This window comes from Vibrio sp. 10N.247.311.14, from assembly GCF_041467715.1.
In the GTDB taxonomy this organism is placed as follows: Bacteria; Pseudomonadota; Gammaproteobacteria; order Enterobacterales; family Vibrionaceae; genus Vibrio; species Vibrio crassostreae_C.
Genome location: NZ_JBFSVE010000019.1, coordinates 66,833 through 80,177, shown reverse-complemented (window position 1 = coordinate 80,177; position 13,345 = coordinate 66,833). Strand labels below are relative to the sequence as shown.

The 13,345-nt window shown below is 39.3% G+C and carries 15 protein-coding genes; 6 read left to right on the top strand and 9 right to left on the bottom strand.

Annotation, left to right across the window (positions count from 1 at the left end; translation table 11 throughout):
- Window positions 1-142, bottom strand: a 142-nt coding sequence (locus AB6F11_RS09360; protein ID WP_372179516.1) for a transposase domain-containing protein, incomplete at its 3' end; no start/stop codon positions are given.
- A gap of 398 nt (window positions 143-540) precedes the next feature.
- On the opposite strand from AB6F11_RS09360, the gene AB6F11_RS09355 reads away from it, so the two are divergent.
- On the top strand, window positions 541-675 hold the full coding sequence (locus tag AB6F11_RS09355; protein WP_240698616.1) for a hypothetical protein: 135 nt from the start codon (window positions 541-543) through the stop codon (window positions 673-675).
- A 336-nt stretch (window positions 676-1,011) separates the two neighbouring features.
- Here AB6F11_RS09355 and AB6F11_RS09350 read toward each other — a convergent pair whose 3' ends face one another.
- Genes AB6F11_RS09350 through AB6F11_RS09325 form a run of 6 tightly spaced genes read right to left on the bottom strand, consistent with a single transcriptional unit; the run spans window position 1,012 to window position 7,365 of the window.
- Complete coding sequence (locus tag AB6F11_RS09350) at window positions 1,012-3,168, bottom strand: bifunctional glycosyltransferase/CDP-glycerol:glycerophosphate glycerophosphotransferase (RefSeq protein WP_102394562.1); 2,157 nt, start codon at window positions 3,166-3,168, stop codon at window positions 1,012-1,014.
- A gap of 10 nt (window positions 3,169-3,178) precedes the next feature.
- Entirely contained in the window at window positions 3,179-3,919 is a 741-nt protein-coding gene (locus tag AB6F11_RS09345) for an ABC transporter ATP-binding protein (protein ID WP_136981777.1), read from the bottom strand.
- Window positions 3,919-4,689 (bottom strand): ABC transporter permease, encoded by a 771-nt coding sequence (locus tag AB6F11_RS09340; protein WP_136981778.1) that lies wholly within the window; start codon window positions 4,687-4,689, stop codon window positions 3,919-3,921. Before AB6F11_RS09340 ends, AB6F11_RS09345 begins: the two co-directional genes overlap by 1 nt.
- 8 nt (window positions 4,690-4,697) lie before the next feature.
- Complete coding sequence (locus AB6F11_RS09335; protein WP_136981779.1) at window positions 4,698-5,093, bottom strand: adenylyltransferase/cytidyltransferase family protein; 396 nt, start codon at window positions 5,091-5,093, stop codon at window positions 4,698-4,700.
- Between the two features lie 20 nt (window positions 5,094-5,113).
- A complete protein-coding gene (locus AB6F11_RS09330) occupies window positions 5,114-6,217 on the bottom strand; it encodes a glycosyltransferase family 4 protein (protein ID WP_136981780.1) in 1,104 nt (367 codons plus the stop codon).
- Complete coding sequence (locus AB6F11_RS09325; protein WP_136981781.1) at window positions 6,214-7,365, bottom strand: CDP-glycerol glycerophosphotransferase family protein; 1,152 nt, start codon at window positions 7,363-7,365, stop codon at window positions 6,214-6,216. The genes AB6F11_RS09330 and AB6F11_RS09325 overlap by 4 nt, the downstream gene beginning before the upstream one ends.
- Window positions 7,366-7,589: 224 nt before the next feature.
- On the opposite strand from AB6F11_RS09325, the gene AB6F11_RS09320 reads away from it, so the two are divergent.
- From AB6F11_RS09320 to AB6F11_RS09300, 5 genes are all read left to right on the top strand, one after another.
- Window positions 7,590-8,024, top strand: coding sequence for a rhodanese-like domain-containing protein (locus AB6F11_RS09320; RefSeq protein ID WP_372179512.1), 435 nt, complete (start codon window positions 7,590-7,592; stop codon window positions 8,022-8,024).
- 106 nt (window positions 8,025-8,130) lie between these two features.
- A complete protein-coding gene (gene secB / locus AB6F11_RS09315) occupies window positions 8,131-8,598 on the top strand; it encodes a protein-export chaperone SecB (RefSeq protein ID WP_009847959.1) in 468 nt (155 codons plus the stop codon).
- A 178-nt stretch (window positions 8,599-8,776) separates the two neighbouring features.
- Window positions 8,777-9,841 (top strand): NAD(P)H-dependent glycerol-3-phosphate dehydrogenase, encoded by a 1,065-nt coding sequence (gene gpsA, locus AB6F11_RS09310; protein ID WP_017070569.1) that lies wholly within the window; start codon window positions 8,777-8,779, stop codon window positions 9,839-9,841.
- Window positions 9,842-9,888: 47 nt separating this feature from the next.
- Complete coding sequence (gene cysE, locus AB6F11_RS09305) at window positions 9,889-10,710, top strand: serine O-acetyltransferase (protein ID WP_136974368.1); 822 nt, start codon at window positions 9,889-9,891, stop codon at window positions 10,708-10,710.
- 83 nt (window positions 10,711-10,793) lie between these two features.
- Window positions 10,794-11,945, top strand: coding sequence for a murein hydrolase activator EnvC (locus AB6F11_RS09300; protein ID WP_017066282.1), 1,152 nt, complete (start codon window positions 10,794-10,796; stop codon window positions 11,943-11,945).
- 62 nt (window positions 11,946-12,007) lie between these two features.
- Here AB6F11_RS09300 and AB6F11_RS09295 read toward each other — a convergent pair whose 3' ends face one another.
- Window positions 12,008-12,646: a TetR/AcrR family transcriptional regulator gene (locus AB6F11_RS09295; RefSeq protein WP_017063104.1), complete on the bottom strand. Its 639-nt coding sequence runs from the start codon at window positions 12,644-12,646 to the stop codon at window positions 12,008-12,010.
- 141 nt (window positions 12,647-12,787) lie between these two features.
- Window positions 12,788-13,345: a dTDP-4-dehydrorhamnose 3,5-epimerase gene (gene rfbC, locus AB6F11_RS09290; RefSeq protein ID WP_102394566.1), complete on the bottom strand. Its 558-nt coding sequence runs from the start codon at window positions 13,343-13,345 to the stop codon at window positions 12,788-12,790.

Here is a 13,345-nt window from a genome sequence, read left to right as displayed (position 1 = left end):
GCCTTGGAACTTCAAACACTGACAAGTCGCCCCGTGGGTTCATGGGGCGGATACAGATCAACCACGTCAGTGGCTGGATGTATCGCAGCACATCAACGAGGTAAGTGTAAGGGTTGATACCATGGAGTCTACAAGTCAACATTGAGACCTGAAGTATACCTAAATTCTCCACTCCCAACTCAGTACTACGTTTACTAGCATAGTTCAACGCTTTAAGAAGCTTGTTCGTTGGCACAAGTACTGGATTCTGTCTTTGTTCATAAACCCATCCAAAGAAGCTGGCTACTATCGCCTCACTCTTTTTTTGTAAATATTCACCCGTGAGGTCTGACGCAAAAATTCTGTGACCTTGTTAACTTGATCTCATATCTAACTTGAGTGATCTTCTTGTGGTAGCTATCTGGAGGTATGGAGAAGAAAACATAACCTCCACCACTAGATTTCGATTCGCCTGAAGAGGCAAAAGATGCAATCTATTTTTTATAGAATAAACTGGCAGAGCTTGAAGACCGACTAAATCAAAATAGTCGAAACTCTTCTGTGCCGTCATCACAGCAGCCTTTGCATAACAAAGCCCAAAATACTTCGCCCAATCGGAAGAAATCAGGAAAAAAGCAGAGAGCTCAACCAAGGCATAAAAGGTCATCGCCGACTACTTCACCCAACAGAAGATAGTGCCTCGGTTGAGCAATATTTACCAACTAACACATGCCACTGTGGTGGCCGTGTAATTCCAAATCGAAAACCCTATAAACGACACCAAATTTTTGATTTACCTGATATCTCATACATACTTGTTGAGTCTAAAGTATTCAAAGGTAGATGATCTTGGTATGGTGAGAAACATCAAGCGGAGCTTCCAGAGTATGTACCTAACGTTCAGATGGGGCCAAATCTGCAAACTTTATCGCAATCCATGCAACTCAGCAGCACCAAGGCATAGGTAAAATAATAAAAAAGCCGACTCTATCATGAATCGACTTTTAAACTAGAACTATACAGATATGCTAGTTAGTATTTGAACACTTCATCACATACTTTTTGAGTAGCATCACCTTTATCAAAATCGCAGAACTTTTTATGGAAAGCTTTCAATTGAGCTTGTGACAATTCATCCTCAAATGATTTATCTCCAAACACTTGATAAAGCTCCTCTTCTGTACTGACAACCTGACCAGGAGGCTCTTTACGGATATCAAAGTTCATTCCTCGTTTCTCAGCATATTCCTCAAAATCTGGAACATAAAGAACAATCGGCTTACTCAGAGTTGCATAATCAAACATAGAAGATGAATAATCAGTGATCATAATGTCACCTATCAAATACAAATCTTCAATCCTTGGGTAATTACTTGCATCAATTACATTATCCAAGCTTTCCAAATTTGAGTTAGCAGATTTGAAATAATGTGCACGAGCAATAATGATATAGTCATCAGAAAAATTATTTGCAAAATTTTCTAGATCCACATAATATTCAGGCGCTTTATGATACTCTCGGAACGTAGGCATAAAGATAACAATTTTTCTATTATCAGCAGCGTCGATTAGCAAATCTTTTTTAACTTGGTTTTTGTAATCTTCATTGTCTGCATTATTAACGATAAAGTCATTCCTCGGATAACCTGTTTCAAGTGTTTTGTACCCGTAAGGAAATGAATTACGCCATACTTCCGTTGAATAAGCATTAGAAGAAATTACATAATCCCAACGATTACATCTTTTGGCTAATGCATCAAAACACCCTTGTGTGCGTCTTTTAGTACGCAATTCGTCACAACCCATTTTTTTAAGAGGTGTACCATGTTTTGTTTGCACATGAATAGTACCAGCTCTTTTTTGAAAATAATTTGGGAAGTTTGCATTTGATATAAAATATTTTGCAGTAGCTAAATAATAAAAATACCTTAGAGAGTTAATCTCTACATATTTATTATTACCAACATCCATTTTTTCAGCTTTACCAAACCAAATCTTATCGATCTTATGACCAGCGTTATCATCAAGATACTCTGATATTGCTTTAGGGTTACAAGAGTATGATTTTCCCCAATAAGATTCGAACACCGCAGCATCTGACTTAATTGGGAGTTTAGTAAACAACATTTTGTAAAGAAGATACTTCACTCTCATCGAAACATATGTTTTTGCTCTCAACAGTTTCGACTTAAACTTACCTCTAGGGACAAGTTTAAGAGTCATACCTAATGCTTTATTAACTGAGGACTTGGTATATTTTAAGTACAAGTGTTTTAATTGAGAAAGCTTAGACTTGGGTTTGTATCTTTTATTAATACTATATTTTTCAAGTAAACGCTGAGTTTCAGAGATTAATGATTTCTCTGCTAATGGTGATAATCTATAATTTTGTTTCAACAGCAAGTTAAACAAGTGATTGACAAAAACCTCATCGGTTTTTTTATAAAAATCATCAAGTTGAAATTCGTTTAAAAATCCATAAAGCCTATCATACTGCAAAGTAAGATCTTTATGCTTGTCACTTCTAGAGTTAAGAATAGAACCAACTCGTTGACGATATTTATACCCTAAGTATGGTGTAACTGAAATTTGGTCAGATAATGTAATTACTTTATAGTTAAAAGTAATATCTTCATAATAACCATCATCAAACTCAAGATTATTATCAATCAAAAATGACCTTTTATATATTTTATTCCAAGCAACATTCAAGTTGGAAAAGATACTAATCTTTCGTTGAATATCCCCCTTAAGAATGGGGCTCTTTGCCATCTCTTCTAGTAGTGGTGTCATCATATTTTGACGGCGACGTCCCGAGATCCACTCTCTGTAGTGATTAAAAATCACTACATCACTATTATTGGAAATTTTCTTTAAAGTGCTTAAAAGTCCAGGTTCAATCTCATCATCACTATCGATGAATAATACGTATTCACCCGTGGCGTATTTTAAGCCTACATTTCTAGCATTAGCCAAACCACCATTTTCTTCAAGCTCAACAACCCTAAAGTCATGCTTTTCTGCAAGCTCATTGGTAATTCTTCGAGAACTGTCCGTTGAACAATCTTCGACAGCAATAATTTCATAATCATCACAACTTTGATTAAGGATTGAGTTAATGCAATCTCGGATCAAACCTTCGACATTGTAAATAGGTACAATGACACTAAATAACGGCTTTATGCTCATTTCTATCTCTTTAATTATATTTATCTAAAACTTCTTCTACGCTTCCATCGAGAAGAATTTCACCTTTGTCTAGATATACTGCTCTATTACACATTTTTCGTATATCATGATCTGAATGTGATACGATAATAATAAGTCTAGACTCACTAATTATTTCTTCCATTCTTTTAAGGCACTTTTGTCTGAAATGTTTATCACCAACACTTAACACTTCATCAATAATCAAAATATCACTTCTAAATGATGTTGCTATTGAAAATGCCAAGCGTGAAACCATACCACTTGAATACGTTTCAACTGGCTTATTAATTGACTCACCTAGCTCAGAAAAGTCAATAATCCCTTCAATCTCTTTTTCTATCTCACGCTTATTCTTACCCAGCAAGGCACCAGCCAAATATATGTTATCTAATCCACTGAGCTCTCGAGTAAAAAAGGAGTTAAGAGTCAATAATGCCCCTATCTCAACAGAAGAATAAAAATCACCGGAAGTAGGAGCCAACACACCAGACAACACCTTGCACAAAGTGGATTTACCAGCCCCATTACGACCAACTATTCCAACTATATCACCTTCATTAAATGTCAATGATATCTTATTTAAAGCGGCTTTACGGAATGAATTAGACTCTTTTACTACCTTTTGACGCTCATACTTAGACAGAAAAAGCTTCTTTAATGAGTAGCTCTTAGATTGAGAATACTCTAAAGATACATTCTTCAACTCTACTACCGATTTTTTATCAGGCATCATACATTCCTAATAATTTGAGTTCTTAAAAATCTAGAGATATAAAGTAAACTAGTTAAAGAGAATATCGATATAGCCAATATCGTAAAATTACTCATAATATTAACAGTTTCTGGGTAAACTAGTGCTCGGTTAAATAAATCTATTAATTGTGCTAATGGATTAATATTAACAAGCCACCTGTAATTTTCAGGGACACGCTCAATAGAATAAATAATAGGTGTAATATAAAATAGTATTCTTAGACCAAAGCCTACGAGGAAGGCTGTGTCACGCACAAAGACGTTAAGCATCGCCAATCCAAGTGACATTGCGCTAATAACGATGATTGTGGTGACAAATGTAACAACTAACGCTAGTACATCTGGAATGTAACCCATAAAGAGCAAAATAGATTGTAATAGCGAATAACCAAAGACGAATAAATAGGTTTGACCAAAAACTTCTGAAATAGGCAAGATCGGTAATGGCATTTTAACTTGGGTAACAATGCCTTTATACCGCTTGAAGGAAGTTGTGGCGGAACTTAAAGAAGTACTCCACCATTTCCAAAGTGTTACACCTATGGCAATCATTAAAATTCGATCAGGGCCTGAATGACCGAAAATCACACCTACGACATAGCTGTACAATGCTATTAGCATTAGAGGTTCTATAAACCACCATAAGTAGCCTAATATAGTACCTCTCACATTGGCTTTTTGCTTTAGATGTGCAAGCGTATAGAGAATGTATAGGTTACGAGATACACCTTTAGTCACTTTAATCATTGTGCAAATTACTCGCTGTGATCACGAACAGTCTTGATTATCTCTGTGGTTGATACATCAGCTGTTCGTGGTAAATAGACGACTTTACATATGTCTGAGAATTCATCAAACTTACCTTCCCAATCATCACCCATGACTAAGATGTCGGCTTTATGCTCGAGAATGTACTGGCGCTTCAACTCAAGGGAATGTTCGAAAAAAACTTGGTCCACACAGTGAATAGCACTTACTATTTGAGCTCGGCTATTTTCATTATAAATCGGAAATCGTTGTTTTTTAGAGAAATTTAACGCATCCGTTGACACACCAACAATTAAATGCTCACCAAATTCTTTAGCTCGCTCTAAAATATTTACATGACCAATATGAAACACATCAAATGTTCCGAATGTAATAACTCGCATCCCTTACCCACTATTTTAAATTAACGATTATAAATATTTTTATAACTCTCAATAACATGCTTGTCAGTATAGAAATCTTCGACATGTTGCCTACCATATTCACCAAGCCTTGCACAAAGTTCACGATTACTCAATTTCACAATCGCTTCTTCTAAGGAAGTTGGATCACACACGGGTATTAGTATACCAGACTCACCATTTATGACAAAATCCTTACACCCACCAATATTCGTAGTAATTACAGGCCGTCTACACGCGTTTGCCTCAATCAAAATCCGAGGAAGTCCTTCTCCATATCGAGTAGGTAAGACAATGACATCGTTGGATGCGATCACATCTTTCATGCCTTCATTAATTTGTCCCATCCAATTGATTTTGCCTTGTTCATTCCAACTCTCTAAGACATCTAAAGGGATAGCTTCGCTACTGTCATCATCAATAATACCTGCAACCGTAAGTTCAACATCTACGCCTCTTTGCTTAAGGTTCTGAGTAGCTCTAACAAGCTCCCTTAGCCCTTTCCCTTCAAGCAAACGAGCTGCAAAAAGTAACTTTAACGGTTGTGGTGTTGTATCAACTTTTAGCGCGTTATACTCATCAATATTTACACCTGACCCTGGGACGGTAACGGCTTGATTATTTTTACAGACACCGGAGTCTATAAACATATTCATATCTGTTTTATTTTCAAAAATAAAAACTGACTTGTCATTCTTACCTATGGTTTTATATGTTTTAAGAATTACTTTTGACATTAAATTATTTTTAAAACTTTCATTGCTGAATGTCGAACCCATCCCTGGTATTGTAATAAATATAGGTATTTTTTTTATTAAAGATATAATGCCAAACATAATATTAGGTTTAATAGTGACTGAGTGGATTACATCAGGCTCTACTTTTCTTACAACAGAAATAACTTGTATGAATGTGCGTAGGTTATTATAAAAACCGATAGATGAACGAGATAAATTAATAGGATTCATATTTTCTTCTTGATGTCCATTTGGTTTAGACATACAAAGATGGACATCAAAAGTATCAGTCATATCTGAATGTACCCTAGCTTTCCAATGCAGGTCGTAATACCAGCCCACATTGATTGCAAATAACATTTTTTTCATAAAAAAACCATTACCTCTTTTACGATGTTTTTCCTAGCATCACCCAAAGTTGGATAATGATAAATAGAGTCAACTTTCACACTGCCCTTAAGGTATAAATCTATTTCTTTGGGAATATTTTTACTCAATATATTATTATCAACTAGCAAATTATGAAAGTCATTATATAACCCTCGCTCAGCATTATACTTTTCAATATCCAAACAAGAAAACAATACAGGACGACCTAAAACAGAAAAATCAAATGCAATACTTGAATAGTCTGTTATAAGTAAATCATAATCTATCAACCTCTCATTTACATCCTGACAGGTCAGTTTATTGACATCTACAAACAATTTTTCATCTTCAACTAGTTTTTTATTCAACGGATGAATTGAAATATCAATCGCCACGTTATTATCTTGGCAATATTCAAGGAGTTCAAGAGTAAGCACTGCTGTTATTGCAGCTTTAGCTTCTGATAATGAAGAGCGCCATGTTGGTGCATACAAAATTCGTTTACCTCCAACGTTCAAAGGCTTCGACTCTACGGATTCGATAATAATGTCATGCCTTGGAATGCCGGTAACTTTGACTTTATCTAACGGTAAACCAAAAGCATTAGCCATACAAATACGGTTGTGTTCATTTACAGCACAAATTAAACTATATTGATTAAGACTACTTCTTAAAATCTTGTAGAATAATCTATTTAGTAATTTAAACCTTTTCGGAATTGGTGATGTTTCTTCAGAGTCTAACAAGAGCTTCTTAATAGGAACCCCATGCCAAAGTTGAATAATAATCTTTCTTGGTAGCGTAAATTTAGCAACATCATTTTTCCCAGTAGTCAAAAAAACTACTGATGCTCGATATTGATATACCAACCCTTTAAAACTCAAATAATAATAAGCTTCCCCGATACCACTCGTTCCTAAATCGTTTTTTTTTCTCGAAATCCAAATAGGTCGGATAGTTTTTTCTTCTCGCTGTATGTATTCATATAAGTATTTAGGGTTATCCTTATAACCATATACATTCCCAAATATCCATATTTTCTTATTCAAAGGCGTAAAGTACGCAATAAGTCTCATCGGAATAAACAGTAGAAACAAGAAGGCTTGAAGGGCCGTTCTTAGGTATTTGTTTTTGTTTAAATTAGGCATAATCCACAACAAATAGACGTCAAATAGTTCAAAAAGTTATCAAGCAAAGAGGCAGCTGACAGCTTTGTATAGTATGTTGGCTTAGCTAAGTACACAAGGTCACATTCTGCTATTTGTTACGATTACTAAAGCATAAGACTATGCTTCCTCTGTATTCTCCTATCCTTTATCGCTATACTCCTGACCTATAGTTTTTCGCCCAATAACGAATAAGAGTTCAAGATATGCAAGAGTTAGTTCCATTTGTTCAAGAGAATATGATTTTAGCCATCGTATGGATCGGCTTGGTTGTTGCCATCATTGCGAACGTTATCAAGACATCAAACGCAGCCTACAAAGAGATCACGGCAGCGCAAACCACACACATGATTAACCGTGAAAACGGTATTGTGGTTGATATTCGTACTAAGGATGAGTTCAAAAAGGGCCATATTACGGACGCAGTTCACATTTTGCCGTCAGACATCAAAGCAAATAGCTTTGGTAGCCTTGAAAGCCACAAAGCAGACCCAATCATCGTAGTATGCAAGACAGGTCAAACCGCTCAAGAAAGCGCGAACTTGCTGGTTAAAGCGGGCTTCGAGAATATAAGTGTGCTGAAAAGCGGCTTAGTGGCTTGGAGCGAAGCTAACTTACCTTTGGTTAAAGGTAAGAAGTAGTTCAAAGCAAAAAGTAAGCTGACCTGATTACACGAATATGACTTTAAGGTTTTGTTTGGCTGATATGACGAACAAAACCAAATTATAAATTTTTAAGGACAAGAAAATGGCTGAAGCAGCACAACAAGACGCACAACAAAACTTCGCAATCCAACGCATCTTCCTAAAAGACGTATCTTTCGAAGCGCCAAACTCTCCAGACATGTTTCAGAAAGAGTGGAACCCAGATGTAAAACTGGACCTAGACACTCAAAGCCGTGAACTTGGCGAAGGCGTTTACGAAGTAATCCTACGTCTAACTGTTACAGTTAAGAACGCAGAAGACACTGCATTCCTTTGTGAAGTTCAACAAGGCGGTATCTTCTCTGCAAGCGAAATGGAAGCTGGCCAACTGGCTCATTGCCTAGGTGCATTCTGCCCAAACATCCTGTTCCCATACGCTCGTGAAACGATTTCTAGCCTAGTGGTTAAAGGTACGTTCCCACAACTGAACCTAGCACCTGTAAACTTCGATGCTTTGTTCATGAACTACCTACAAAACCAAGCTCAACAAGCTGAAGGCGAACAGGCTTAAGTCTCACAGTAGAACTTAACTCTAACGTTTCAAGCGCTAGTTCGCTTTTAAATGCACATCGTAACTTCTGCGATGTGCATTTTTTCTTTACACTGTACTAAGATTGAAAGCTCTTCTTATTTTAGTGGATAGCTTTTTCAAAACTCTTCGATTTCCCTCATTATTTTTAGGTGGAAGCATGACAGAAACAACTCGCCCGACTAATACGGCAGACGCTTACGGTAAAGACAGCGCTTACGGCAAAGAGATCGCCATGACTGTCATTGGTGCAGGTTCTTACGGAACCTCTTTAGCTATCTCTCTAGCGCGTAACGGTGCAAACGTTGTTCTTTGGGGGCATGACCCTGCTCATATGGCTCGCCTTGAATCTGAGCGCGCTAATAATGAGTTTCTACCAAATATAGAATTCCCAGAAAGCCTGATCATTGAATCAGACTTAGAAAAAGCAGTGACTTCAAGCCGAGACCTTTTACTTGTCGTCCCGAGCCACGTATTTGGCGTTGTGCTTAATAGCGTTAAACCTTACTTAGCCTCAGACTCTCGCATCTGTTGGGCGACCAAAGGCTTAGAGCCAGAGACAGGACGCCTGCTTAAAGATGTCGCGCACGATGTGCTGGGTGATGGCTACTCTTTAGCGGTTCTATCAGGACCGACCTTCGCCAAAGAGTTAGCGATGGGCATGCCAACGGCTATCTCTGTAGCTTCTCCTGATGAAGTTTTCCTAGAAGAGCTCCAAGAAAAAATCCACTGCGGCAAAACATTCCGCGTGTATGCAAACTCAGATTTCATTGGTATGCAACTTGGCGGCGCAGTGAAAAATGTTATCGCAATTGGCGCAGGCATGTCGGATGGTATTGGGTTTGGTGCCAATGCTCGTACTGCACTGATCACGCGTGGCTTAGCTGAAATGAGTCGCTTAGGTGCTGCACTGGGTGCACAACCCGAAACCTTTATGGGTATGGCAGGGCTGGGCGATCTAGTACTAACCTGTACTGATAACCAATCACGTAACCGTCGTTTTGGATTGGCTTTAGGTTCAGGTAAAGACGTCGATACTGCACAAGAAGAGATCGGCCAAGTGGTCGAAGGCTATCGCAACACTAAAGAAGTTTGGTTATTATCAGAACGCATGGGCGTTGAGATGCCAATTGTTGAACAAATTTATCAAGTGTTGTACCAAGGAAAAGATGCACACTTAGCGGCACAAGATCTGCTTGCTCGAGACAAGAAGTCAGAGCGATAACATCGCTTATTAAGTCGTGGAATGAAATAGATAAAATGGATGGAAAAATGAAACACTGTGAACAGCAAAAGGTTTGGCAATGCATTGTGAAGGAAGCTCGACAGCAGTCAGAGCAAGAACCTATGCTTGCGAGTTTTTACCATGCCACCATTATCAACCACGAAAGCCTAGGGGCTGCACTCAGTTACATTCTTGCTAACAAGTTAAAGACTGCTTCGATGCCAGCAATGGCAGTACGTGAAGTGGTTGAACAAGCGTTTGAAGAAGATGACTCGATCATTGATGCGGCCGCTTGTGATATCTGCGCGACAGTTACTCGAGACCCGGCTGTAGAAATGTACTCTATGCCATTGCTCTACCTTAAAGGCTACCACGCACTGCAAGGTTATCGCGTGGCTAACTGGTTATGGAAGCAAGGGCGTATTGCACTTGCCACTTACCTGCAAAACCAAATTTCAGTCGCATGCCAAGTGGATATCCACCCTGCAGCGCGTATCGGCAAAGCCATCATGCTCGACCACGCGACGGGTATTGTTATCGGTGAAACGGCGGTGGTCGAAAACGACGTATCCATCCTTCAAGATGTTACTCTCGGCGGTACCGGTAAAGAAGGCGGTGATCGTCACCCTAAAATCCGTGAAGGCGTGATGATTGGTGCTGGTGCGAAAATACTTGGCAATATTGAAGTGGGTGAAGGCGCGAAAATTGGTTCTTGCTCTGTGGTTCTTCAAGCCGTTCCGCCTCATACGACTGTCGCTGGTGTTCCTGCAAAAATTGTTGGAAAGCCGAAAACTGATAAGCCATCTTTAGACATGGATCAGGGGTTTAACGGTCGCTCTCAGAACTTCATCCATGGTGATGGGATTTAAGAGCAGATTCGGGATCCGACGAATAGCCGATAGCCGAGATGCGAAAAGACTCGCAGCAGATGCTGATTATTAATAAGAGCAAAATGACGATAATGATGAAACCCGTTCAATCAATGAGCACTGTTCTTTTGATATCTGCCAGCCTTGGTGTTGCTCTTTTGTCTTCATCATCATTTGCTGCATCTCAAGGTGAACTGAAAGGCGTATCAAGCGAAATCTCTCGTCAACAGAAAGCGCTCTCTTCCCAGCAAAAGAAACTCGATAGCCTACAGGCAAACCTCAAGAAGCAGGAGCTGTCCATCGCTTCACTTGAAAAAGCGATTCTAGACAGTAAAAAGCAGCTCAATACTGCTAATGCTAATATTGCTAATTTAGACACAAAGATTAAAGCGCTCACTGCACAGAAAAAAGTCCAGACAGACAAGTTAGAGCAGCTCATTCAGACTTACTACATGACGAGTCGAGCTAAGGCTTCTTCTCACATTCTCAACACCGGTGTAGAAGAAGATCGCATCAGTCATTATTACCAGCACCTTGCCAAAGCTCGCTCCGCAACCATTAAAACGATTGAACAGACGCAACTTGAATTAGAAGAAAGCCACAAACAGCGTCAACTTGAGCAAGAACAGATAGCAACACTGCTAAAACAGCAAACCACCAAGCGCGATACGTTAGCCAAAACTCAAACGCAGCGTAAGAAAACGGTTGGCAGCATCAAGAAAAACATCTCGGGTGACAAGAATTACCTAGCAGAGCTTCAGCGAAATGAAACACGCCTCAAAGCTGAAATAGCGAAAGCAGAAAAAGCGGCTCGAGAACGACGTAATGCAGTCCCGATGGATGGCCTAGCAAAACGTAAAGGTAAGCTACCTTGGCCGATCAAAGATAAAGTTCTACATAACTACGGTTCACGTCAAACGGGGCAAATTAACTGGAAAGGCATGGTTATCAACGCCAAGTACGGTCAGCAGGTAAAATCGGTTTACTCTGGCACGGTGGTATTTGCAGAGTATCTGCGAGGTTATGGTTTAGTGGTTCTTCTCGATCATGGTAAAGGCGATATGACGCTTTATGGCTTTAACCAAGCACTACTGAAGAAGGAAGGTGACAAAGTGAAAGCGGGCGAAGCTATCGCGCTTGCAGGTGACACCGGTGGTCAAACCCGCCCATCACTGTACTTTGAAATTCGTAGAAACAGCCAAGCTCAGAATCCAAAGAGCTGGTTGGTTCGATAAAGAGCAGATACGGGATGCAAGTATCTTTCTTCGAATCCCGTATATCGCTTACTCGTCTCTTTCTATTTAGAGTTCAACGCCCTTACACCATCTTCCAATAATGTCAGCTGCTCAAAACCTTGAGCTGTCGCAATCGGTTTAACCGTCGCGATCATCTGCAGCATTCCTTGATGAACCACTTGCTCGGTAATTTGAGCTTTTGGAGACATCGCAGATTGATACGCCAACCAACCTGATGCAATCAAGTGAAGAGACGTCACCATCGATTTCATTTCCGTATCCGTTGCTTTGAGCAGGTTCAACTCAACGAAGGCTCGCATGATATCGACAAGATTCGTTTGCAGCTTTTCTTGTACGGCCATGTAATCAAGGTGGAGTTTTTCATCACGTGACAATATTTCAGGTAAGTTCGCATAGAAGAATCGGTACTTCCACATCAACGTGAAGATAGAATCTAAGTAAGTCTTTAGTAACGTCAGGCTTTCTTGTTGGCCTTGAATCGGTGTGAACCTTTCAAGTAACTCTGTCGAATAGAGAGTAAAGATGTCACGGACAATTTCTTGCTTGTTGCGGAAATGGTAGTAGAGGTTACCAGGGCTAATCTCGATATGCTCAGCAATATGATTGGTCGTAATACTACGCTCACCGTGCTCATTAAAAAGCTCTAGAGCAGCGTAAACAATCTTGTCACGTGTTTTCATTAGTTATTAGTATCCCTATCCGTTTAGGGGTTCAGTATATCGCCACTAAACGGATAGATCGAGCTGTTAACATCTGGTCTAATTAGCTCTGATGAAAATAGAGTGGAATCAATCGTCCCTCAAATTAGCTAGGTCTATTGATTATAAGATAGATTTTAGAGCCTGTGAAAAAGAGAGCGCACATTTATCTTTCTCCGATAGTTGAATAGATTGCTCTTGAGCCAAAGGCCACTCAACACCCAGCTCCGGGTCATTCCAAGCGATTGAGAGTTCCGCAGTAGGGTTATAAAAGTCCGTACATTTATAAACAAATTCAGCCATATCGCTCATAACATAAAAACCATGAGCAAAACCTTCAGGCACCCATAATTGACGCTTATTTTCAGCAGAAAGGAACTCCCCAACCCATTGACCAAAAGTCGCAGAGTCTTTGCGGATATCAACAGCAACATCAAACACCTCTCCCGAAATAACCCGAACCAATTTACCTTGGGTGTTTTCAGTTTGGTAATGTAAACCGCGTAGAGTACCCTTCTTAGACTTAGAGTGGTTATCTTGTACAAATTGTGTTGGTTTACCTGTAACTAACTCTTCAAATTGTTTTTTGTTCCATGTTTCCATGAAAAAGCCACGCTCGTCGCCAAACACTTTGGGCTCTATAATTTTCACATCAGCTATGCGGGTATCTATTACTTTCAT

What these genes read in the sequence shown, in the direction of transcription:
- AB6F11_RS09350 (WP_102394562.1), bottom strand. Translation starts at nt 3,168, where the DNA reads ATGAGCATAAAGCCGTTATTTAGTGTCATTGTACCTATTTACAATGTC.
- AB6F11_RS09345 (WP_136981777.1), bottom strand. Translation starts at nt 3,919, where the DNA reads ATGCCTGATAAAAAATCGGTAGTAGAGTTGAAGAATGTATCTTTAGAG.
- AB6F11_RS09340 (WP_136981778.1), bottom strand. Translation starts at nt 4,689, where the DNA reads ATGATTAAAGTGACTAAAGGTGTATCTCGTAACCTATACATTCTCTAT.
- AB6F11_RS09335 (WP_136981779.1), bottom strand. Translation starts at nt 5,093, where the DNA reads ATGCGAGTTATTACATTCGGAACATTTGATGTGTTTCATATTGGTCAT.
- AB6F11_RS09330 (WP_136981780.1), bottom strand. Translation starts at nt 6,217, where the DNA reads ATGAAAAAAATGTTATTTGCAATCAATGTGGGCTGGTATTACGACCTG.
- AB6F11_RS09325 (WP_136981781.1), bottom strand. Translation starts at nt 7,365, where the DNA reads ATGCCTAATTTAAACAAAAACAAATACCTAAGAACGGCCCTTCAAGCC.
- AB6F11_RS09320 (WP_372179512.1), top strand. Translation starts at nt 7,590, where the DNA reads ATGCAAGAGTTAGTTCCATTTGTTCAAGAGAATATGATTTTAGCCATC.
- secB (WP_009847959.1), top strand. Translation starts at nt 8,131, where the DNA reads ATGGCTGAAGCAGCACAACAAGACGCACAACAAAACTTCGCAATCCAA.
- gpsA (WP_017070569.1), top strand. Translation starts at nt 8,777, where the DNA reads ATGACAGAAACAACTCGCCCGACTAATACGGCAGACGCTTACGGTAAA.
- cysE (WP_136974368.1), top strand. Translation starts at nt 9,889, where the DNA reads ATGAAACACTGTGAACAGCAAAAGGTTTGGCAATGCATTGTGAAGGAA.
- AB6F11_RS09300 (WP_017066282.1), top strand. Translation starts at nt 10,794, where the DNA reads ATGACGATAATGATGAAACCCGTTCAATCAATGAGCACTGTTCTTTTG.
- AB6F11_RS09295 (WP_017063104.1), bottom strand. Translation starts at nt 12,646, where the DNA reads ATGAAAACACGTGACAAGATTGTTTACGCTGCTCTAGAGCTTTTTAAT.
- rfbC (WP_102394566.1), bottom strand. Translation starts at nt 13,345, where the DNA reads ATGAAAGTAATAGATACCCGCATAGCTGATGTGAAAATTATAGAGCCC.